This window comes from Plantactinospora sp. A48, from assembly GCF_055793945.1.
The window spans coordinates 1-21,747 of sequence record NZ_JBTIXF010000067.1; the positions used below are offsets into that span (position 1 = coordinate 1).

Consider the following 21,747-nt stretch of genomic DNA (forward strand, 5'->3'; position numbering starts at 1 on the left):
ACACCCCTCTTTTCTTTCCTTGCCACTACCACCCCCCTCCCTCCCCCCCTGGCCCTGGGGAAAAAGGAGGGGAGGGAAACCGCCCCGCCCCCCCCCCACACTTCCCCCCTGGTCCGTCGAGGCTGACGGGGACTCAGTCCTTCATCAGGTCCTTCGCCTTGCGCTCCAGGTCGTCCAGGCCACCGCACATGAAGAACGCCTGCTCGGGGAAGTGATCGAACTCACCCTCGCTGATCTTCTTGAACGCCTCGATGGTCTCCTTGATCGGGACCGTCGAACCCGGTACGCCGGTGAACTGCTCGGCCGCGTAGGTGTTCTGCGACAGGAACCGCTCGATCCGCCGCGCCCGGGTCACCGTGAGCTTGTCCTCCTCGGACAGCTCCTCGATACCGAGGATCGCGATGATGTCCTGGAGGTCCTTGTAGCGCTGGAGGATCCGCTTGACCTCGGAGGCCACCGCGAAGTGCTCGGCGCCCACGTACTGCGGGGACAGGATCCGGGAGTACGACGCCAGCGGGTCCACCGCCGGGTAGATGCCCTTGTCCGAGATCGACCGCTCCAGGTTGGTGGTGGCGTCCAGGTGGGCGAACGTGGTCGCCGGCGCCGGGTCGGTGTAGTCGTCCGCGGGGACGTAGATCGCCTGCATCGAGGTGATCGCCTGGCCCCGGACCGACGTGATCCGCTCCTGCAACTCGCCCATCTCGTCCGCCAGGGTCGGCTGGTAACCCACCGCGCTCGGCATCCGGCCGAGCAGGGTGGAGACCTCCGAGCCGGCCTGGGTGAACCGGAAGATGTTGTCGATGAACAGCAACACCTCCTGCTTCTGCACGTCCCGGAAGTACTCGGCCATGGTCAGCGCGGACAGCGCCACCCGCAGCCGGGTGCCCGGCGGCTCGTCCATCTGGCCGTAGACCAGGGCGGTCTTGTCGATGACGCCCGACTCGGTCATCTCGGCGATGAGGTCGTTACCCTCACGGGTCCGCTCACCCACGCCGGCGAACACCGACGTACCACCGAAGTTGTTCGCGACCCGGGTGATCATCTCCTGGATGAGCACGGTCTTGCCCACGCCCGCGCCGCCGAACAGGCCGATCTTGCCGCCCTTGACGTACGGGGCGAGCAGGTCGATGACCTTGATGCCGGTCTCCAGCATCTCGGTCTTCGGCTCCAGGTCCGCGAAGGCCGGGGCCTTGCGGTGGATGCCCCAGCGGTCGGAAACCTCCAGCCGCTCGCCCTCGCGCAGGTTGAGGCACTCGCCGATGGCGTTGAACACGTGTCCCTTGACGCCGTCGCCGACCGGCACCGTGATCGGGGAGCCGGTGTCCCGGACCTCCGTGCCACGGACCAGGCCGTCGGTCGGCTGCATCGAGATCGCCCGGACCATGTTGTCACCCAGGTGCTGGGCGACCTCCAGGGTCAGCGTCTTCTCGCCGCCGGACAGCGACACGTCAACGTGCAGGGCGTTGAACAGTTCCGGCATGGCGTCGCGCGGGAACTCGGCGTCGACGACCGGGCCGATGACCCGGACCACGCGACCGGTGGCCGTCCGGGTCTCGCCCGGTCCCTCGGTAACTGGGGATGCAGTCATCACACTTCACTTCCCGACGCGGCCAGCGCGTTCGCGCCGCCGACAATCTCGCTGATCTCCTGGGTGATCCCGGCCTGGCGGGCCGAGTTCATCTCACGGGTGTACTTCTCGATCATGTCTTCGGCGTTGTCGGTGGCGCTCTTCATCGCCCGCCGACGGGCCGCCGACTCGCTCGCCGCCGACTCCAGCAACGCCGCGTAGATCCGCGTGTTGATGTACTTCGGCAGCAGGGCGTCGAGCAGCGCCTCCGCCTCCGGCTCGAACTCGTACGCCGGAAGCAGCCCCTGGGGGGCCTCCGAGCGCGGCCGCTCCTGCACCTGCATCGGGCCGAGGATCCGGGCCACCGGCGTCTGGGTCATCAGCGACTTGAACTCGGTTGAGACGATGTGCAACTCGTCCACGCCGTGCGTGCCGTCGACCCCGGGGTGCCCGTCGGCGTCGTCGGCGCCCGCGGTGAACGCCTTGATCAGCGTCTCACCGACCTCACGGGCGTCGGCGAACTCCGGCTGCTCCGAGAAGCCCGTCCAGCTCGCCGCGATGGGCCGGTTGCGGAATCGGTAGTAGCTCACGCCCTTGCGGCCGATGACGTACAGCACCGGCTCCTTGCCGTCGGCCCGCAGCCGGGCCATCAGCGACTCGGCCGTGCGGATCGCGTTGGAGCTGTAGCCGCCGGCCAGCCCACGGTCGCTGGTGACCAGCAGCACGCCCGCCCGCCGGACCCGCTCGCGCGGGGTCAGCAGCGGGTGGTCGATGCGCGCGTTGGACGCCAGCGCCGTGAGCACGCCGGTGATGGCCTGTGCGTACGGCAGGGACGCCGCCACCCGCGTCTGGGCCTTGGCGATCCGGCTCGTCGCCACGAGCTCCATCGCCTTGGTGATCTTCTTCATGGACTTCGCCGCGCGAATCCGTCCACGAAGAACGCGTACCTGGGCCGCCATCTGCTCAGCCCTACTGCTCTTCGACCGGGCGGTCGGTCGAGCCCTCGCGGAACCGGGTCACGGTCTCCCGCGCCTGGTCACCCTCCAGGGGCTGGGCGGGCGCGTCGTTGACCCGGCGCTCGTCGGCCTTGCCGAGGAACATCTGCTTGAACCGCGAGACGGCCTCGTCGAGCGAGCCGATGACGTCGTCGTCCCACTTGCCGTCGGCGATCGCCGCGAGCACACCCTCGTGCTGGTGACGCAGGTACTCCAGGAACTCCGACTCGAACCGCCGGACCTCACCCACCGGGATGTCGTCCAGCTTGCCCTCGGTGCCGGCCCAGACCGAGACGACCTCGTGCTCCACCGGGTACGGCGTGTAGTTCGACTGCTTCAGCAGCTCGACCAGCCGGGCCCCACGGCTCAGCTGATCCTGCGAGGCCCGGTCCAGGTCCGAGGCGAAGGCCGCGAACGCCTCCAGCTCGCGGTACTGGGCCAGGTTCAGCCGCAGCGAACCGGCGACCTTCCGCATCGGCTTCACCTGGGCGGCACCGCCGACCCGGGACACCGAGGTACCGACGTTGATCGCCGGCCGGACGCCCTGGTTGAACAGGTCCGTCTCCAGGAAGATCTGCCCGTCGGTGATCGAGATGACGTTGGTCGGGATGAACGCCGAGATGTCGTTGGCCTTCGTCTCGATGATCGGCAGCCCGGTCATCGAGCCGGCGCCCATCTCGTCGGAGAGCTTCGCGCACCGCTCCAGCAGCCGGGAGTGCAGGTAGAACACGTCACCCGGGTACGCCTCGCGGCCCGGCGGGCGGCGCAGCAGCAGCGACACGGCCCGGTACGCCTCGGCCTGCTTGCTCAGGTCGTCGAAGACGATCAGGACGTGCTTGCCGCCGTACATCCAGTGCTGGCCGATGGCCGAACCGGTGTACGGGGCGAGGTACTTGAAGCCGGCCGGGTCGGATGCCGGCGAGGCGACGATGGTGGTGTACTCCATCGCGCCGGCCTCCTCCAGCGTGCCCTTGATGGACGCGATGGTGGAGCCCTTCTGGCCGATGGCGACGTAGATGCAGCGGACCTGCTTCTTCGGGTCGCCGGAGCGCCAGTTGTCGAGCTGGTTGATGATGGTGTCAACCGCGACGGTGGTCTTGCCGGTCTGCCGGTCACCGATGATGAGCTGCCGCTGGCCCCGACCGATCGGGGTCATCGAGTCGATGGCCTTGATGCCGGTCTGCAACGGCTCCGAGACGGACTGCCGGGCCATCACGTTCGGGGCCTGCAACTCCAGCTCGCGGAAGCCCTCGTTGGCGATGTCACCGAGCCCGTCGATGGCCTGACCCAGCGGGTTGACCACCCGGCCCAGGAAGGCGTCGCCGACCGGCACCGAGAGCACCCGGCCGGTCCGCTTGACCCGCTGGCCCTCCTCGATGCCGCCGAAGTCGCCGAGAATGACGACGCCGATCTCCCGGATGTCGAGGTTCAGTGCCACGCCGAGCGTGCCGTCCTCGAACTCCAGCAGCTCGTTGGTCATGGTCGAGGGAAGTCCCTCGACGTGTGCGATGCCGTCGCCGGCGTCGGCGACGGTGCCGACCTCCTCGCGGGAGACGTCGGGCGAGTAGGAGGAGACGTAGCGCTCCAGGGCGCCGCGGATCTCCTCCGTCGAGATGGTCAGCTCGGCCATCCTCTGCTTCCTCTATTCAGGGCCCGGTTAACCGGAACGGCGTGGATGTCTCAGGTCAGCGCTTCGCGAGCGCGTTTCGGGTGTCGGTCAGCCGGCGCAGCACCGTGCCGTCGTACAGATCGGCACCAACGCGGACGCTCAGGCCGCCGAGGATCGCCGGGTCCACCGTCTGCTTGACGGTGACCTCCCGACCGTATAGCGCGGACAGGCGGGCGCCCAGCCGTTCCTCCTCGGCGTCGGTCAGCGCGGCCGCGACCGTCACGTACGCGACCTGCCGGTCCCGCCGGTCGGCGGCCAGTTCGACCAGCCGGGACAGCGCCCCGTCGAACGACCGCCCGCCGAAGCCGCCCAACGCCACCTCGACGAGCCGGACCGTCACCGGTCGGGCCTTGCCGTCGAGCAGGCTCCGGGTCAACTCGGCCCGCTGCGCGGCCGGCGCGATCGCGTCGGACAGCACGCTGGCCAACCGCGGATCGCCGCTGACCACCTGACCGAACCGGAACAGCTCGTCCTCGACCTCGCCCAGTTCACCGGCGACGTCGGCGCTGGCCAGCAGTGCCTCCACCCCGAGCCGTTCGGTGGCCTGCAACAGGTCGACGGAGGTCGACCAGCGGCCCTCGACAAGCGTCCGGACCAGCTCGTTCGCATCCGAACCGATCTTGCCGGACAGCAGGGCGCCCAGCATGGCCGCGCGGTCCTCGCCGGTCCGAGCCGGGTCGGAGACCGCCCGACGCAGCCGAGGCTGGTCCCGCAACAGGCGCGCGACCGAAAGGACCTCGTCGCCCGTCGCGGCCACCGCCGCGGGCTCGGCGCCACGCGCGTACGCGTCGAGGCGCTCCGCCGCGGCGGCGTACGACTCCCGGCTGGCGGCCTGCATCAGCGGGCCCCGGCCGGGGTGCCGTTGCCGGTCCCGGTCGATTCGAGATCCGACAGGAACCGCTCGACGGTGCCCCGCCGACGGGCCTCGTCGGCCAGCGACTCGCCGACGATCTTGCTGGCCAGGTCGACCGCGATCGTGCCGACCTCGGCCCGCAGCTCGCGGACGATGTTCTGGCGCTCGGCGTTCAGTTGCTCCCGGCCGGCCGCGATGATCCGGTCGGACTCCTCGCGGGCCTTGGCCAGCACGTCGGTGCGGATGCCCTCGGCGTCGACCCGGGCGTCGTCCCGGATCCGGGCCGCCTCGGTGCGCGCCTCGGCGAGCTGGGCCTTGTACTGCTCGAGGAGCTGGTTGGCCTCGGCCTGGGCGGTCTCGGCGCGCTTGATGCCGCCCTCGATCGCGTCCACCCGGGCCTGGAAGGTCTGCTCCATGCGGGGGAAGACGAACTTCGCCAGCACGACGTAGAGCAGGACGAAGGCGATGCCACCGACCACGATCTCTTGCCAGATGGGCACGATCGGGCTGTGTTCGGAGCTTTCAGCGGCGAGATACAGCATGGCAACCTCCGGTTCGGGGGACCTGGGTCACTGTCCGAACGCGTAACCGAACGCGATACCCAGCAGGGCGAGCGCCTCGACCACGGCGAAGCCGATCCAGACGTACGGCAGGGTCATCCGGGACGACTCCGGCTGCCGGGCGGTGGACTGGATGTACGAGGCGAAGATCAGGCCGACGCCGATACCCGGACCGATGGCCGCGAGGCCGTAGCCGACGGCGCTGAGGCTGCCAGAAACTTCAGCGATGTTCATTGCGGGATTCCTCCTGGGTATCTCGCGCGAGAGGTTCGCGCGGGACGACAAACGGGCTGTGCGGTTGTGAAGATCAGTGTTCTTCGGCGACGGCGCCCTGCACGTAGCTGGCGGTCAGCACGACGAAGACGTACGCCTGCAGGACGGCGATCAGCGCCTCCAGGAAGGTCAGCGCGATGGCCATCAGCCAGGAGATCAGCGAGACCGGCTTCAGGAAGAGGCTTTCGGCGTTCAGCAGCACGAAGCCGCCCACCGTGAAGACCAGCAGGATGATGTGCCCGGCGAACATGTTGGCGAAGAGCCGCAGTGCCAGCGTGAGCGGCCGGAAGATGAACGTCGAGGCCAGCTCGATCGGGACCAGCAGCGGCAGGATGAAGCCGGGCGCCGGCGGGATCAGCGAGTGCTTCCAGAACTTCCAGAACCCGTGCTGCCGGACGCCGGCCACGATGAACATGAAGTAGCTGATGATCGCCATGAAGGCCGGGAACGCGATGTGCGAGTTCGGCGAGATCTGGAAGAACGGGATGATCCCGAACAGGTTCGTCAGCAGGATGAAGCTGAACAGCGTGGTGAAGTACGGCGCGAACGCCACCCCACGGTGCCCGATCATGTCGACCGCGATGTTGTTCCGGACAAAGCCGTAGATCGACTCGGCGATCCACTGCTTCTTGGTCGGCACCAACTGCGGCTTCCGGTAACTCGCCAGGAAGTAGATGATCAAGACACCGACGGCCAACCAGACCATCACCGTGATCTTGGTGATCCAGTAGTTGTTGTGCTCGCCCCAGGGCAGGATGCTCGGGAGGTAGAAGTCCTCCACACTGGGTGGCCACGGAAGATCACTCTTCGCGAGCGCGACCGTCTGTCCGAACACCGCGTCCCTTCCCTAAGTCGGCGTGCCCATCCGGCGGACGACCAGAAGAATTCCCCCGGTCATGCCGAGCACGATGCCCACGCCGGTGGCGATGCCCCCGGTGTCGAGCCACTGGTCGACCAGCCAGCCGATGAAGCCCCAGACCGCCATGCCCGCGATGAGGTAGCTGAGCGCGAGCCAACCCTGGCCGGCGTTGGGCGGCGGGCCGCCCGGGCCGTCGGGGTGGGGGGTCTGGTCACCGGTCATGACGCGCCGAACGATATCAGCCGGACAGATGAGGCTGAGCGTCACCCCCCGCACAACGTGGTTGTGTGGGCGCATCGGGAGGCGGAAGTCGTTCCCTGGCACGCTACTCCGCTCCGGCCGATCCGCAACGACCGATCACGGACAGTTTCGGTGTGGCGCGCGCCACTCCAACGCCGGCCGGTCGCCTCAGCGCCGGGCGTGGACGGTGCTGATCCACCAGATGTGCGCACCGGTCCAGCCCACCACACCGGCCACGATCCCGAGGCTGAACGGCCGCAGACCAGCCCAGTCGCTGGCCGCCACCAGGAACAGCACCCCACCCAGCAGCGTGAGCTTGGTGATGTAGGCGCCCAGCCCGACCGGCAGTACCAGCCGGGGGTTCACCGCGTCGGCGTGGGCGATCACCAGCGTGGACAACACATAACTGAGGGTGACAATGGCGACACCGCCCGCCGCGCCGAGCGCGCCGGTGCCGCCGGCCGCGACCGCGCCCACCACCGCCGCCAGCACGACCAGTCCGGCCGACACCGCGATCAGCGCCGGCAGGTGCCGGATCCGCCACCGCCGGTCCGCAGCGCCGCCATCCGGAACCCCACCGCCGCCCGAGACAGGGTCGACCGAGGCACGGTTGGCCGGGGTCGCGGGCCGGGACCCGCCCGACTCAGCCACGGGGGTACGCCGGGAACCGTCGGACCAGCTCGCCCACCTCGCCGGCCACCCGGGCGAGCGCGTCCGCGCCACCGGGAGCCGCCGGGTCGGTGCGTACCGCTGTCGAGATCAACCCGGCGATCTGCCGCATCTCCCCCTCGCCCATCCCCTGGGTGGTCACGCTGGGGGTGCCGACCCGGACCCCGGAGGCGATCATCGGCTTCTGCGGGTCGTACGGGATGGCGTTCTTGTTCAGCGTGATCCCGGCGGCGTCGCACCGCTGCTCGGCGTCCCGACCGGTGATCTCCAGGCCCCGCAGGTCCAGCAGCGCGAGGTGGGTGTCCGTACCGCCGGAGACCGGGCGCATCCCCTCGTCGTCCAGCGCGGCGGCCAGGGTCCGGGCGTTGCGGATCACCTGCGCGGCGTACGTCCGGTACTCCGGCTGCGCGGCCTCGCCCAGCGCCACCGCCTTGGCCGCGACGGCGTGCATCAGCGGCCCGCCCTGGGTGAACGGGAAGACCGCCTTGTCGATGCGCTCCGCCAGCGACTCCCGGCAGAGGATCATCCCGCCGCGCGGGCCGCGCAACACCTTGTGGGTGGTGGCGCAGACCACGTCCGCGTGTGGCACGGGCGAGGGGATGGCGCGGCCGGCGACCAGGCCGATGAAGTGGGCGGCGTCCACCATGAGGTACGCGCCGACCTCGTCGGCGATCTCCCGGAACCGGGCGAAGTCGATCAGCCGGGGGTACGCGGTCGCGCCGCAGATGATCATCTTGGGCCGGTGCGCCCTGGCCAGGTCCCGCACCTCGTCGTAGTCGATCAGTTCGGTGTCCTGCCGGACCCGGTACCCGACCGTGCCGAACCACCTGCCGGAGAAGTTGACCCGGCTGCCGTGGGTGAGGTGCCCGCCGTGCGGCAGGTCCATGGCCAGCACGGTGTCCCCCGGCTGCACCAGCGCCGCGTACGCGGCCAGGTTCGCGCTGGCCCCCGAGTGCGGTTGGAGGTTGGCGTGCTGCGCGCCGAACAGCTCCCGCGCCCGCGCGACGCCGATCTCCTCAGCCCGGTCCACCTGTTGGCAGCCGCCGTAGTAGCGCCGGCCCGGATATCCCTCGGCGTACTTGTTGGTGAGCGTCGAGCCCAACGCGGCGAGCACGGCCGGCGAGGTGAGGTTCTCGCTGGCGATCAACTGGAGGCCACCGCGCAGCCGGTCCAACTCGCCGAGCACCACGTCGGCGATCTCGGGGTCGGTCGCCCGGAGTGCGTCGAAGTCCGGCCCCCAGAAGGTGCCGGTCGGGCCCGTCCGGGCCGTGGGATCGGTCATCGCCGCTCTCCTGTCGCCTGGCACCGCCTCCGGGTCGCCTCGGCGGCGGCCCCGGACCGGAAACCCGATCGGCGCTCCACCGGCACCGACGCGCGAACCAGTCTAGAAGGCGGCACGATGGGACCATGAGTTGCCTGGTCACCGGCGCTACCGGCTACATCGGCGGCCGGCTCGTCCCCCGGCTGCTGGCGGCCGGCCATCAGGTGCGGTGCCTCACCCGGGGCGCCGGCCGGCTGCGCGACGTGCCCTGGGCGGACCGCGTCGAGATCGTCCAGGCCGATCTCGCCCGGCCGGACAGCCTGCCCGCCGCGTTCGACGGTGTGACGGTCGCCTACTTCCTGGTCCACTCGCTCGGTCGGACCGATTTCGAGGCGGCCGACCGGGCCGCCGCCGAGAACTTCGCGGCGGCGGCCCGCGCCGCGGGCGTACGCCGGATCGTCTACCTCGGTGGCCCGGAACCGCCGGTGGACGGCGGCCCGGTGTCGCCGCACCTGCGGTCCCGGCACGAGGTCAGCCGGATCCTGCTGGCCAGCGGCGTGCCCACGGTGGTGCTGCGGGCCGCGGTGATCATCGGATCCGGCTCGGCCTCGTTCGAGATGCTGCGCTACCTGACCGAGCGGCTGCCGGCCATGGTCACGCCCCGCTGGGTGCGCAACCGGATCCAGCCGATCGCCATCCGGGACGTGCTGGGCTATCTGGTGGGCGCCGCCACCCTGCCGGAGACGGTGAACCGGGGGTTCGACATCGGTGGGCCGGATGTGCTCACGTTCACCGAGATGATGCGCCGGTACGCGGCGGTGGCCGGCCTGCCCCGCCGGACCATCGTGCCGGTCCGGGTGCTCAGCCCGAGTCTCTCGTCGCACTGGGTCGGGCTGGTCACGCCGGTGCCGAACGCCATCGCCCGGCCGCTGGTGGAGAGCCTCATCCACGAGGCCGTGGTCCGGGACCGGGACATCGACGCCTACCTGCCCCCACCACCGGACGGGCTGATCGGCTTCGACCGGGCGGTGACGCTGGCCCGCAACAGGATCCGCGACGCCGAGGTGGAGACCCGGTGGTCCACGGCCACCGGGCTGGACCCGGCGGCCGAGCCGTTGCCCAGCGACCCGCAGTGGTCCGGTGGCTCGACCTACACGGACATCCGGGAGGTCGCCGTGGCGGCACCACCGGAGGCGCTGTGGCGAATCGTCGAAGGGGTGGGCGGCGAGAACGGCTGGTACTCGTTCCCGCTCGCCTGGTCGGTCCGGGGCTGGCTGGACCGCGCGGTCGGCGGGGTCGGGCTCCGCCGCGGCCGGCGGGACCGGCAGCGGCTGATGGTGGGTGAGGCGCTCGACTTCTGGCGGGTGGAGGAGATCGTGCCGGGCGAACTGCTCCGGCTGCGGGCCGAGATGCGGCTGCCCGGTCCGGCCTGGCTGGAGTTGCGGGTCGAGCCCGACGGGCCGGGCCGGAGCCGGTACCGGCAGCGGGCCGTGTTCGTGCCGCGCGGGCTCGCCGGACATCTGTACTGGGCGGCCGTGCGGCCGTTCCACGCGCTGGTCTTCGGCGGGATGGCCCGCAACATCGCCCGGGGCGCCGGCCGCTGACCCGCCAGCCGATCCCCCGGTCAGTGCGGCAGCACGGGACCAGCCGGCACGGCGAGACCAGCCGGCCGATTCCCGGTCAGCGTGGCAGCGCGGGGCCGCCCGGCGCGGCGGGACCGGCCGGGATGCCGGGCTCGGCCGGGGTACCGGGCGCCGCGGGTGCGATCGGGGTCGCCGGAGCCGCCGGGGCCGCTGATGCATTCGGTGCCGGCGGTGTCGCTGATGCGCTTGGTGCCGCTGACGCGGTTGGCGCGGCTGGTGCGCTTGGTGCCGCTGACGCGCTTGGTGCGGCCGGCCCCGCCGGGCCGGTGGCCTGAGGGCCAGGCCGGGCCGGGGTCGCCGGCGCGGCGGCCGGCGGCAGGGCTGGCGGCGGAACGGTGCCCAGGGCGCGCTCCACGCTCGGCGCCGGGAAACCGACCACAGGCTTGCCGCGCAGGGCCCGATCCAGCACCCGACCCACCCCGGCCACCACCCTGGCCTGGACGTCCTTGCCCACCACGTCGTGCGGATCGTCCGGGTTCGCCGCGAACGCGGCCACCGCCACCTGCGGGGTGTAGGCGACGACCGTCTCGGTGGCGTACTCCTCCGAACTACCGGTCTTGCCGGCGATCGGCCGACCCGGCACCAGGGTCCGCAGTTGCACCCCGGTACCGCCGTCACACTTCCCGTACGCCGACTGGTCCCCGACGGGGCAACGGGCCGCGTCGGTGGCCGCCCGCGCGGTGTCCGCCTGGAGCACCCGCCGACACGACGGGTCACCCACCGACAGCCGCCGACCGGCCGCGTCGGTCACCGAGGTGACCGGCGACGGTTCGCAGTAGATCCCGTCGGCGGCGACCGTGGCGTAGGCGTTGACCAGGTCCAGCGGGGTGGTGGCGGAGACGCCCAGGGTGAACGGGCCCCACTGGTGTGCCCCGTCCAACGCCATCCGGGCGTCGCTCTCGGCCCGGAACTCGATGCCCAGTCGCTGCGCCATCTCCACCACCCGTTCCGCGCCGACCAGTTCCTCAAGACGGACGAAGTAGGTGTTGACGGACCGGCCGAACGCGCTCCACATGGTGCGTACGCCGTTCATCATCGACGGGGTGGCGTTGACCGGGCACCACCGCCCGGCGCAGCTTTCCGGACCGGCGATCGGATACTGGGTGATCAGTTGGCCGGGCGCGTTGTAGAGCGTGCTCAACGGCATCCCCTGTTCCAGCGCGGCCAGCAGGGTGAACAGCTTGAAGGTCGAACCACCCTGGTAGCCGACGATGCCGTCGCCGCCCGCCGCGAGCTGATTGACGGTGTTCGGGTAGTTCCGCTGGCCCGGTGGGTTGGCCGCCAGGTCGTAGTGCCGGTTCACGGCCAGCGCGAGGACCCGGCCCGTACCGGGTTGCACGACCGCGATGGGAGCCGCGCGCGGGTCGTCGTAGTCGTAGACCTCGGCCATCTGGGCGAGCGCGGTCTCCTGGATCTCCGGATCCAGCGACATCACGATGTGGTACCCGCCGCGCAGCAGGGCGGCCCGGCGCTCCGCCACGGTCGCCCCGAACTCCGGCTGCCCCTCCCACCACTGCATCAGGTAGTCGCAGAACAGGCCCCAGTCCTGGTATCCGGAACGCATCGACGTGCAGTTGCCGGGCTGCTCGGTGGGTCGCAGGCCCAGCGGCGCGACCGCCGCCGCGTCCCGGTCCGCCGAGGTGATCACACCGGCCCGCGCCATCTGGTCCAGCACGTACGTCCGGCGCCGCAGCGCCGCCGTGGCGTCCCCGTCGATCGGGTCGTACTCGTCGGGCGACTGCACCAGGCCGGCCAGCAGGGCCGCCTCCGGGAGGGTCAACCGGTCGGCCGGCTTGGCGAAGTACCGCTGGCTCGCCACCCCTATCCCGTACGCGCCCGAACCGAAGTACGCGATGTTGAGGTAGCGGCCCAGGATCTCGTCCTTGCTGAGCCGGTGTTCCAGGGCGAGCGCCCACCGGGCCTCCGTGACCTTGCGCCCCAGCGTGGTCTCGGTGGCCGCGGACCGCTCGTCCTCGCTCAGCGCCGGGTCGCTCTTGCGGACGTTCCGGACGTACTGCATGGTCAACGTGGAAGCGCCCTGCCGGCCGTCGCCACCGGCGTTGGCCACCAGCGCCCGCAGCACGCTGCGCGGATCCACCCCACGGTGCCGGTAGAACCGGGCATCCTCGGCGGCCACGATCGCCTGCCGCATCACGGGCGCCACCTGCGAGAGCGGGACGTCCTGCCGGTTCTCCGCGTAGAACGAGGTGACCAGGGTCCGGCCGTCGTTCGCGTACAGGTAGGACCGCTGGGCGGTGGGCGGGGTGAGCAGGTCCGCCGGCAACCTGTCGTAGCGGGCCACGGTGGCGATGCCGAGCCCCAGCAGCAGGTGCGCCGGGAGGGCGGCGAACGCCAGAACGAGCCCACCGAGTATGCCGGCGAGCAGCACCGTGGCGACCATGTAGATCCTGGACCGGCTCATCCGGCTCACCTCACCCGCGTCGGAGTGGAATTCCGAAGACGGATTCAGGATCGCCAGACGAAAACCGTTATATGAGGCATTTCCACGAAAACCACTCAACCGGGCGGTACTCCGCGAGCGGTAGGCAGGACCGACGGTCCCAGCCACCGACCGGATCAGGGCGGCCCGATCAGGACGGCCCGATCAGGGCAGCAGCACCGCGACCAGCGGGTGGACCGTCTCCTCGATCTCGTCGGCCACCCGTTCGAAGCACTGGTCGCCCCGGCCCCACGGGTCGTCGAGGTCGTCTCCGGACTGCGGCGCCGCACCCTGGCGGACCGCGTCCACGGCCGCCACCAGCGCGGTGCCCCGGGCGTAGACCGCGTCCGGGCTCTCGTCCGGGTCCGGCAACGCCGCGGCGTCCACCAGCGGCAGCAGCCGGCCGAACTCGCCGAGCACGAAGGTGCGCCCAGCCGCGTCCGGTCGCAGGGCCACCACGTACTCCTGCTGGTCGGCGGTGGCGGTCAGCACCAGATCGGCGGCGTCGATGTGCTCGGACCGCAACCGGCGGGCGGCGAAACCGGTGGCGTCACCGCCGCGCGAGCGCACCTGGCGGGCGGCGGGCGGGTTCATTCCCTCCCCCTCGTGCCAGCCGCCGGTCCCGGCGCTGTGGCTGTGCAGCAGGCCGTCGGCCAGGTCGGTCAGCCCGGCACCGTCCGGCCCCTCGGCGTCCCGGCGGGCGGTCGGCACCGGACCGCGCCGGCGGGCCAGCCGGTCCCGCACCGCCTGGGTGAGCAGCCGTTCCGCCATCGGCGACCGGCAGATGTTGCCCATGCAGACATGCAGGACGGTGAACGGCGGCACTCAGGGCTCCCGGCCGACGATGTCCGGTACGACGTCGCGCAGCTTCTCCAGCGGGATCGCGCCGTCGCGCAACACCCTCGGCACCTCGCCCGTCAGGTCGACGATCGTGCTGGCCACCGGATCCGGGCACGGGCCGGCCTCCAGGTAGGCGCGCACCGCGTAGCCGAGCTGCTCCAGGGCCTCGTCGGCGGTCGTCGCGGCCGGCTGGCCGTGCTTGTTCGCCGACGACACCGCCATCGGACCGGTCTCCCGGAGCACCTCCAGCGCCACCGGGTGCAGCGGCATCCGGACCGCCACCGTGCCGCCCAGGTCGCCGAGGTCCCACTGGAGGCTCGGCGAGTGCTCCACCACGATGGTCAGGGCACCCGGCCAGAACGCCTCGACCAGATCCCGGGCGGCCATCGGGAGCGAGAAGACCAGGCCGTCCAGGGTGTGCCGGGAACCGATCAGCACCGGCGGCGGCGTCTGCCGGCCCCGCCCCTTCGCGTCCTGCAGGGCCTTCACGGCGTGCGGGGTGAAGGCGTCGGCCCCCACGCCGTACACGGTGTCGGTCGGCAGAACCACCAGCTCGCCATTGCGAACCGCCTCGATGGCGGCGGCGATGCCACGGTCACGGTCCGCCAACGACCGGCAGTCATAGAGCATCACGATAGGAAAGTCTGCCATGTCCCGCGCTCGGGGCCACGCGGGGCGGGCCGCTCGGCCACGCCGGCCGGGCGGACGGGACCGATCGGCGAGGCCACCCCGGCCCCCGTGGCGGCGAGCGACGAGGCCCGCCCGGCGGGAACATCAGCGGCGCCGGACGGTGGCGGCGAGCGGCGAGGCCCGGCCGGCGGGAACGTCAGCGGCGCCGGGCGGTGGCGAACCGGGGTCGGCCGGTGAGGTCCGGATGTTCCTCGACGTCGACGAACCGGCCGTCGGCGCGCAGCAGATCCGGCACCACCGTCGCGTGCGTGTCGTCGTGTTCGATCCCGACCGCGCCACCCGGCCGCAGCAGCCGGGCCGCCAGGCCGACCACCGGTCTGATCACCGCCAGCCCGTCGGCGCCGCCGAACACCGCCTCCGCCGGGTCGTACCGGCCGACCTCCGCGGGCACCTCGGTGCCGGCTGGGACGTACGGCGGGTTGCACAGCACCAGGTCGATCGTGCCGGACAGCTCCGCGAGCAGGCCCGGGTCGGTGACGTCACCGGGCCGGACCCGGACCGGCGGGTCGCCCGCCGCCGCCCGCTCGGCGGCGTTGCGCCGCAGCCACTCCAGCGCCGCCGTCGAGCGTTCCACCGCCAGTACGGTGGCCCCGGGCCGCTCGTTGGCGACCGCCAGCGCCAGCGCGCCGGACCCGCTGCACAGGTCGACCACGGTCGCCGGACCGGGGCCGACCGCCATGATCCCCCACCCGGCCAGCAGTTCGGTTTCCGGGCGTGGCACGAAGACGCCGGGACCGACCGCCAGTTCCAGGTGCCGGAACGGCGCACCGCCGAGCAGATACTGCACCGGCTCCCGCCGGATCCGCCGGTCCACCAGCGCCGCCAGCCGGTCGCGCTGCTCCGCGTCGAGCCCGGCGGCCAGGGCCAGCCGGCCCCGGGACACCCCCAGGACGTGCCCGACCAGCAGCTCGGCCTCCGCGCGGGCGGTCTCGACGCCCGCCTCGGCCAGCCGGGCCGCCGTACGGGCCACCGCGACCGACGGCCGGAGCCGATCTGCCGCAACGGGTGGGTGTTGCCAGGGGTCGGTCACGACATAATCATGGAACGTCGGCGGTGACGGCCGCTCGGCGGACCACTGATGCTGCCGAGGAGGCCGGGCGTGAGCTGGCTCGACCGGGTCACCGACCAGGCCGACCTGCTCATGCGCGCCCGGTTCCTGCAGGAGCAGGGTCGCTCGGCGGAGGCCCTGGCGGTGCTCGACCGGGTGCTGGCCGTGACCCGCGATCCCTGCTCACGGGCCGATGCCCTGCTGCAACGGGTCTCGGCCGTGCTCAACCTCGGCCGGACGGCGGAGTACACCCGCACCTCGGAACGGGCGTTCGAGGTCGCCCGCGAGGTGGCCGACCCGTACCTGCACGGCCACCTGCACGCGCTGGCCGCGCTCGTGGCGCACGACCAGGGCGCGCTGGACCGGGGGGTCAGCCACCTGGTCCGTGGCGCCCGGGCTCTCGGCGCGGTGGACGACCCCGACCGGGAGACCGCCTGGGGTTGGCACGACCTCGCCATGGCGTACTCCTACCTCAGCTTCCACGGGTACGCCCTGGGCGCCATCGAACGCGCCCGGCAGCTCGGCAAGGCGGCGGACATCCCGGACGAGACCTTCGCGGCGCCCGGCATCCGGCTGCGCAACGCGGTGACCCTGGACCACAACGGGGACACCGACGGATGTCTGCGGGTGCTCCGCGACATCGACGTGGATCTCAACCACTTCGTCCGGGCCGGCACGCTCGACCGGCTCCGCCCGAGCGGCCTGGCCGCCTACGGGTACGCCGCGCTGCGCCGGGCCGTTCTCGGCGAGCGGTCCGGACCGCACGGGATGGATCCGGCGGACCTGCTGGCCGGGGGTGGGGACAGCGCGCGGGCCCGGCACCTGGCCCAGCTCGGCGACGTCTGCCGGGCCATCGTCGAGGAGCGGCCGATCGAGGCGATCACCCGGCTCGACAGCGTGGTGGTCACCCCCGACGCGCTGGGCGCGGCCGAACCGGCGCGGCTGCGCAGTCTGGCGTACGCGCGGGCCGGCGACCACGCGGCGGCGCACCAGGCCGACCGGTACGCCTTCCGGCTCGCCGCCCAGCGCAGCGACCGGCTCCGCGACGTCTACGTGGACGGCATCGCCGCCCGGATCGACCACGAGGAGCTGCGTCGGGAGGCCGCCCGGTACGAGGGCGAGGCGCTCACCGATCCGCTGACCGGACTGCCCAACCGGCGCAGCCTGGAACGGTACGTCTCGGCGGTGGTCAACCGGGGCGACCGGGCCGTGGTCGGGGTGGCCGACCTGGACGGCTTCAAGGCCGTCAACACCCGGCACGGGCACCACTCCGGCGACCTGGTGCTGCAACGGGTGGCCGGGGTGATCAACCGGGTGATGCGTCGGGGTGACTTCGTGGCCCGGTACGGCGGGGACGAGTTCGTGGTGGTCCTGCCCAACGCGGACATGTCCGACGCCGCCGAGGTGGCCCGCCGGATCGTCTCGGCGGTCGAGGAGGAGGACTGGGAGGCCCTGGTGCCGGGCACACCGGTCGGGGTCAGCGTCGGCTTCGCCGAGGTACACGGCGGTGACGCGGCGTTGCACCAGGCGCTGGGCGCCGCGTTCGAGGTGGCCGACCGGGCAATGCTGCGGGCCAAGGACGAGGCCCGCACCGCCTACCGGTAAGGAAGGGCACCTTCTTATCGCTTTCCGAATAGGAAGGGCCCCCTGTTAACGGCCCCGACCGATCAGCACGGTCAGCGCGGCCCGTCGACCCGGTCAGCGGCGGGTCAACTCCGGGTCGCCGGCCAGCCGGGCCGCCCGATCCGCCTCGGCCAGCGCGTCGAGCACCCCGTCCAGCTCGCCGCCGAGCGCCAGATCCAGGTTGTACGCGGTGTAGCCGATCCGGTGGTCGGTGATCCGGTTCTGTGGAAAGTTGTAGGTGCGGATCCGCTCCGAGCGGTCGACCGTCCGTACCTGTGCCTTCCGGGCGTCCGAGGCGGCGGCGTCGGCCTGCTCCTGCGCGGCGGCCAGCAGTCGGGCGCGCAGGATCCGCATGGCCTGCTCCCGGTTCTGCAGCTGGCTCTTCTCGTTCTGGCAGGAGACCACGATGCCGGTGGGCAGGTGGGTGATCCGTACGGCCGAGTCGGTGGTGTTGACCGACTGGCCACCCGGGCCCGAGGAGCGGAAGACGTCGATCCGCAGGTCGTTCGGGTCGACCGTCACGTCGACCTCCTCGGCCTCGGGCAGCACGAGTACGCCCGCCGCGCTGGTGTGGATCCGGCCCTGTGACTCGGTCACCGGCACCCGCTGGACCCGGTGGACGCCGCCCTCCCACTTGAGCCGGGACCAGACGCCGTTGCCGCCCTCCGGCACACCCCGCGTCTTCACCGCCAGGGACACGTCCTTCACCCCGCCGAGGTCCGAGTCCTGGGCGTCGATCACCTCGGTGACCCAGCCGCGCCGCTCGGCGTACCGCTGGTACATCCGCAGCAGGTCCGCGGCGAACAGCGCGGATTCCTCGCCACCCTCGCCGGCCTTGATCTCGACGATCACGTCCTTGGCGTCGTGCGGGTCGCGTGGGATGAGCAGCTCCGCGAGGCGTTCCTCCAGCACCGGCAGGCCGGCCGCGATGGCCTCCACCTCGGTGGTAAAGGCCGGGTCCTCGTCGGCCAACTCCCGCGCCGCCGTGAGATCGGCCCGAGCCTGTTCCAGCTCAGCGGCGGCCTTGTGGACCGGGGTCAGCTCGGCGAACCGCCGCCCGACCCGGCGGGCGACGACCTGATCGGCGTGGATCGTCGGGTCGGCCAGTCGCCGCTCCAACTCCGCGTACTCGTCGAGAAGCGCGACCAACCGCTCACTGCTCATGTCTCTCAGCTCTCTCGCCACGACGACGCCCGCACGCGGACGGGGACAAACACGCACCGGAAGGCGGCAACCGCCGCGGCCGGCTCAGGCCGCCGGGGACGGGCAGACCACACCGGGGTACGAACGCGGACGGCGCCCGGCTCCGGCGGTGAACCGGATCCGGGCGCCGTTTGCGACGCTACTTGGCCTTCTTGGCCTGAACCTTGGCGTACTTCTGCTGGAACTTCGCAACCCGACCGGCGGTGTCGAGAACGCGCTGCTTACCGGTGTAGAACGGGTGGCAGGCGCTGCAGGTCTCGACGTGGATCGTGCCGCCCTTGGCGGTGCTGCGGGTCGTGAACGTGTTGCCGCACGAGCACGAAACCTCGGTGGTGACGTACTCGGGGTGGATGTTGGCCTTCATGTCGCCTCGGTCCTTTCGTTGGTGGTCGCCGGGTCGCCGTGGTCCACCAGGGTGCTGGCGGACGCGGCGTGAACCGGAACCGTTGGCCGACTGACCAGTGTGCCATGCGCCGGAACCAGATCCGACGCCGGGCAGCACACCCGGTCCGTGCTGCTCAACACAGCCGGACCCGTACGCATTCCCACCCAACCCCGGTCCACACCCAGGCCCCCGGAACCGCCCACCGGAAGCCCCACCAGACACCCCAGCCCAGGAGTTTCCGGCGGCCTGGGGTTTCCGGCAGCCCAGGAGTTTCCGGCGACCCAGAGGTTTCCAGCGACCCAGGGGTTTCCGGCGGCCCGCCCCGCGCCGGGATCAAGCCTGACCGCCCAGAGCGGGGCGGGCCGCCGGAAACCCCCCACTCGCGGCAGGCCCCGGAAAACCCCGAACTACTCGCCCGGCGTCGACTTGGCGATCTGCATCAGGAACTCGATGTTGGTACGGCTCTGCTTGAGCCGGTCCAGCAGGAGGTCCAGCGCGGCCTGGGAGTCCAGCGAGTGCAGCACCTTGCGCAGCTTGTGCGTGATCGCCAGTTCCTCGGGAGCGAGCAGGATCTCCTCCTTCCGGGTGCCTGACAGGTGGATGTCGATGGCCGGGTAGGTGCGCTTCTCGGCGATCTTCCGGTCCAGCTTGAGCTCGGCGTTACCCGTGCCCTTGAACTCCTCGAAGATGACCGTGTCCATCACCGAACCGGTTTCCACCAGCGCGGTCGCCAGGATGGTCAGCGAACCGCCGTTCTCGATGTTCCGGGCCGCGCCGAGGAACCGCTTCGGCGGGTACAGGGCCGTCGAGTCGATACCACCGGACATGATCCGGCCGCTGGCCGGCGCCGCCAGGTTGTACGACCGACCCAGCCGGGTGACCGAGTCGAGCAGCACGACCACGTCGTGACCCAGCTCGACCAGCCGCTTGGCCCGCTCGATCGCCAGCTCGGCGACGGTGGTGTGGTCCTGCGGCGGCCGGTCGAAGGTGGCCGCGATGACCTCGCCCTTGACCGAGCGCTGCATGTCGGTGACCTCTTCGGGCCGCTCGTCGACCAGGACCACCATCAGGTGGACCTCGGGGTTGTTGTGGGTGATCGCGTTCGCGAGCGCCTGCAACACCATGGTCTTACCGGCCTTGGGCGGCGACATGATCAGGGCCCGCTGGCCCTTGCCGATGGGCGTGACCAGGTCGATCACCCGGGTGGTCAGGATGTGCGGCTCGGTCTCCAGCCGCAGCCGCTCCTGCGGGTAGAGCGGGGTGAGCTTGTAGAACTCGGGGCGGCGCTTGGCCTCCTCCGGCTCCATTCCGTTCACCGTGTCGAGCCGGACCAGCGGGTTGTACTTGTCCCGCCGCTGCTCGCCGTCCCGGGCCGCCTTGACGGCACCGGTGACCGCGTCACCCCGGCGCAGGCCGTACTTCTTGACCTGCGACATCGCGACGTACACGTCGTTCGGGCCGGCCAGGTAGCCGGTGGTCCGGACGAAGGCGTAGTTGTCGAGGATGTCGATGATGCCGGCCACCGGGACCAGCACGTCGTCCTCGTTGACCTGCGGCTCGCGGCCGCCGTCCCGGCTGGTGTCGACATCGCGGTCGCCGCGGCCACGCCGACGGTCCCGGAACCGGCTGCGCCGGCTGCGCCGTCCACTGCCGTCCTCGTCGTCGCCGTCAGCGTCGCGGTCCGCCCGCTGGCTCCGGTCGTTGCGGTCGTTCCGGTCACTCCGGTCGGTACGCTCGGCCCGCTCACCACGGTCGTTGCGGTCACCCCGGTCGGTACGGTCACCCCGGTCCGCCCGGTCCGTGCGCTCCGCCCGGTCCGTGCGCTCCGCCCGCTCCGCCCGGTCCGTGCGGTCCGTCCGGTCCGTGCGGTCAGCACGGTCGTTGCGGTCGCCCCGGTCGGTACGCTCGGCCCGCTCACCACGGTCGTTGCGGTCACCCCGGTCGGCACGCTCGGTACGGTCGTTGCGGTCCGTCCGGTCGGTACGCTCGGCCCGGTCCGTCCGGTCGTTACGCTCCGCGCGATCCGTGCGGTCGTTACGCTCCGCCCGGTCCGTACGGTCGTTGCGCTCCGCGCGGTCCGTACGGTCGGTGCGCTCCGCGCGGTCCGTACGGTCGGTGCGCTCGGCCCGCTCGCGACCGTTGCGGGACTCGCCACGCTCGACGGAATCGGTCCGGTCGCCCGCCTCGGCCTGGCCACGGGACTCGGTGCCGGCCTCGGGAGTCGTCGTCCGGGTCGCCTCGGGCGTCTCGGCGGGCCGTTCGGTGACCGTGGCGGAACCACGGGACCGGCGGGACCGCTCACGACCCCGGCTCTCGGTGGCGGCTGGCGCCTCCGGGGCACCGGCTGCCTGCGGCGCGCTCTCCGACACGTCGGCGCGTACCTCCTCGCGGGCCGGCGCGGAGGCGGCCGCGACCTCGGCCCGTGGACGGGGCGCACCCCCGGTGGCCGATCCGGCCTGCTGCCGCTCGGTGATGGCGGTGATCAGCTCGCCCTTGCGCATCCGGGCCGTACCGGAGATGCCGAGCGACGCGGCCAGGCTCTGCAGCTCTGGCAGCAGCATCGCCGAGAGGCCCGTCCCGGTCCGGCGACGACGCGCCGGGGCGGCGGTGACTTCGCCAGCGACGTTGGAAACATCCGACGTCACGTCGGTGGTGTCGCTCAATGGATTCCTTCCCTCGATAGGCCGGGGCTGCCCGGGGTCGGTTACAAGGTGGCCGGGCGGCCTCGGTGCACCCGCTTCGCGTGGCGCGGCGCGGGAGTCTGTGACACAGCAGCCGGTCGATGCCGACCCACCAGCGTCGGTGGGAAGGTCGCCGTCTCCGGCGCCGGTTGTCACTGCGGTGCGGCGTGGGCCTAGGCAGGGGTGCGACGGGCTGACCGCCGAAAGCTTCGGGGGTGCGCCGACCCGCAGAGATCACATGCTTCGCG

Annotated in this window: 19 protein-coding genes; 2 read left to right on the top strand and 17 right to left on the bottom strand. The window is 71.7% G+C overall.

The annotated features are described in order from the left end of the window. Positions 1–133: 133 nt before the first annotated feature. From atpD to ACXN5W_RS25495, 10 genes are all read right to left on the bottom strand, one after another. On the bottom strand, positions 134–1,591 hold the full coding sequence (gene atpD / locus ACXN5W_RS25450; RefSeq protein WP_473160902.1) for a F0F1 ATP synthase subunit beta: 1,458 nt from the start codon (positions 1,589–1,591) through the stop codon (positions 134–136). Further along, positions 1,588–2,526 carry a F0F1 ATP synthase subunit gamma gene (locus tag ACXN5W_RS25455; protein ID WP_473160903.1) on the bottom strand — a complete coding sequence of 313 codons (939 nt, stop codon included), beginning with the start codon at positions 2,524–2,526 and terminating at the stop codon, positions 1,588–1,590. The genes atpD and ACXN5W_RS25455 overlap by 4 nt, the downstream gene beginning before the upstream one ends. A 10-nt stretch (positions 2,527–2,536) precedes the next feature. After that, positions 2,537–4,192 (bottom strand): F0F1 ATP synthase subunit alpha, encoded by a 1,656-nt coding sequence (gene atpA / locus ACXN5W_RS25460; protein WP_473160904.1) that lies wholly within the window; start codon positions 4,190–4,192, stop codon positions 2,537–2,539. A 55-nt stretch (positions 4,193–4,247) separates the two neighbouring features. Beyond that, a complete protein-coding gene (locus tag ACXN5W_RS25465; protein ID WP_473160905.1) occupies positions 4,248–5,069 on the bottom strand; it encodes a F0F1 ATP synthase subunit delta in 822 nt (273 codons plus the stop codon). After that, complete coding sequence (locus ACXN5W_RS25470; protein WP_473160906.1) at positions 5,069–5,626, bottom strand: F0F1 ATP synthase subunit B; 558 nt, start codon at positions 5,624–5,626, stop codon at positions 5,069–5,071. The genes ACXN5W_RS25465 and ACXN5W_RS25470 overlap by 1 nt, the downstream gene beginning before the upstream one ends. Positions 5,627–5,653: 27 nt before the next feature. Further along, positions 5,654–5,878, bottom strand: a complete 225-nt coding sequence (locus tag ACXN5W_RS25475; RefSeq protein ID WP_473160907.1) for a F0F1 ATP synthase subunit C — start codon at positions 5,876–5,878, stop codon at positions 5,654–5,656. 73 nt (positions 5,879–5,951) lie between these two features. Beyond that, entirely contained in the window at positions 5,952–6,752 is an 801-nt protein-coding gene (atpB, locus tag ACXN5W_RS25480) for a F0F1 ATP synthase subunit A (protein WP_473160908.1), read from the bottom strand. 12 nt (positions 6,753–6,764) lie between these two features. After that, positions 6,765–6,998, bottom strand: coding sequence for an AtpZ/AtpI family protein (locus ACXN5W_RS25485; protein WP_473160909.1), 234 nt, complete (start codon positions 6,996–6,998; stop codon positions 6,765–6,767). Between the two features lie 186 nt (positions 6,999–7,184). Continuing rightward, positions 7,185–7,553: a hypothetical protein gene (locus ACXN5W_RS25490; protein WP_473160927.1), complete on the bottom strand. Its 369-nt coding sequence runs from the start codon at positions 7,551–7,553 to the stop codon at positions 7,185–7,187. A gap of 106 nt (positions 7,554–7,659) precedes the next feature. Beyond that, entirely contained in the window at positions 7,660–8,967 is a 1,308-nt protein-coding gene (locus tag ACXN5W_RS25495; RefSeq protein WP_473160910.1) for a serine hydroxymethyltransferase, read from the bottom strand. A gap of 125 nt (positions 8,968–9,092) precedes the next feature. Here ACXN5W_RS25495 and ACXN5W_RS25500 point away from each other — a divergent pair, with 125 nt between their 5' ends. Further along, positions 9,093–10,550, top strand: a complete 1,458-nt coding sequence (locus ACXN5W_RS25500; RefSeq protein WP_473160911.1) for an SDR family oxidoreductase — start codon at positions 9,093–9,095, stop codon at positions 10,548–10,550. Positions 10,551–10,626: 76 nt separating this feature from the next. Here the strand turns inward: ACXN5W_RS25500 and ACXN5W_RS25505 are convergent, their stop codons facing one another. From ACXN5W_RS25505 to prmC, 4 genes are all read right to left on the bottom strand, one after another. Next, positions 10,627–13,011, bottom strand: a complete 2,385-nt coding sequence (locus tag ACXN5W_RS25505) for a transglycosylase domain-containing protein (RefSeq protein ID WP_473160912.1) — start codon at positions 13,009–13,011, stop codon at positions 10,627–10,629. Positions 13,012–13,194: 183 nt separating this feature from the next. Beyond that, the gene (locus ACXN5W_RS25510; protein WP_473160913.1) at positions 13,195–13,854 is read right to left on the bottom strand and encodes an arsenate reductase/protein-tyrosine-phosphatase family protein; all 660 of its coding nucleotides are present in this window, start codon (positions 13,852–13,854) and stop codon (positions 13,195–13,197) included. Continuing rightward, entirely contained in the window at positions 13,855–14,499 is a 645-nt protein-coding gene (locus tag ACXN5W_RS25515; protein WP_473160928.1) for an L-threonylcarbamoyladenylate synthase, read from the bottom strand. Positions 14,500–14,695: 196 nt separating this feature from the next. Then, positions 14,696–15,589, bottom strand: coding sequence for a peptide chain release factor N(5)-glutamine methyltransferase (gene prmC / locus ACXN5W_RS25520; protein WP_473160914.1), 894 nt, complete (start codon positions 15,587–15,589; stop codon positions 14,696–14,698). Positions 15,590–15,658: 69 nt separating this feature from the next. On the opposite strand from prmC, the gene ACXN5W_RS25525 reads away from it, so the two are divergent. Beyond that, on the top strand, positions 15,659–17,212 hold the full coding sequence (locus ACXN5W_RS25525; protein ID WP_473160915.1) for a GGDEF domain-containing protein: 1,554 nt from the start codon (positions 15,659–15,661) through the stop codon (positions 17,210–17,212). 93 nt (positions 17,213–17,305) lie between these two features. Here the strand turns inward: ACXN5W_RS25525 and prfA are convergent, their stop codons facing one another. The 3 genes from prfA to rho all read right to left on the bottom strand — a co-directional run bounded on the left by prfA (position 17,306) and on the right by rho (position 21,481). Next, on the bottom strand, positions 17,306–18,394 hold the full coding sequence (prfA, locus tag ACXN5W_RS25530) for a peptide chain release factor 1 (protein ID WP_473160916.1): 1,089 nt from the start codon (positions 18,392–18,394) through the stop codon (positions 17,306–17,308). A 178-nt stretch (positions 18,395–18,572) separates the two neighbouring features. Then, positions 18,573–18,797 carry a 50S ribosomal protein L31 gene (rpmE, locus tag ACXN5W_RS25535; RefSeq protein WP_473160917.1) on the bottom strand — a complete coding sequence of 75 codons (225 nt, stop codon included), beginning with the start codon at positions 18,795–18,797 and terminating at the stop codon, positions 18,573–18,575. 428 nt (positions 18,798–19,225) lie between these two features. Next, positions 19,226–21,481: a transcription termination factor Rho gene (gene rho / locus ACXN5W_RS25540; RefSeq protein WP_473160918.1), complete on the bottom strand. Its 2,256-nt coding sequence runs from the start codon at positions 21,479–21,481 to the stop codon at positions 19,226–19,228. Positions 21,482–21,747: the final 266 nt, after the last annotated feature.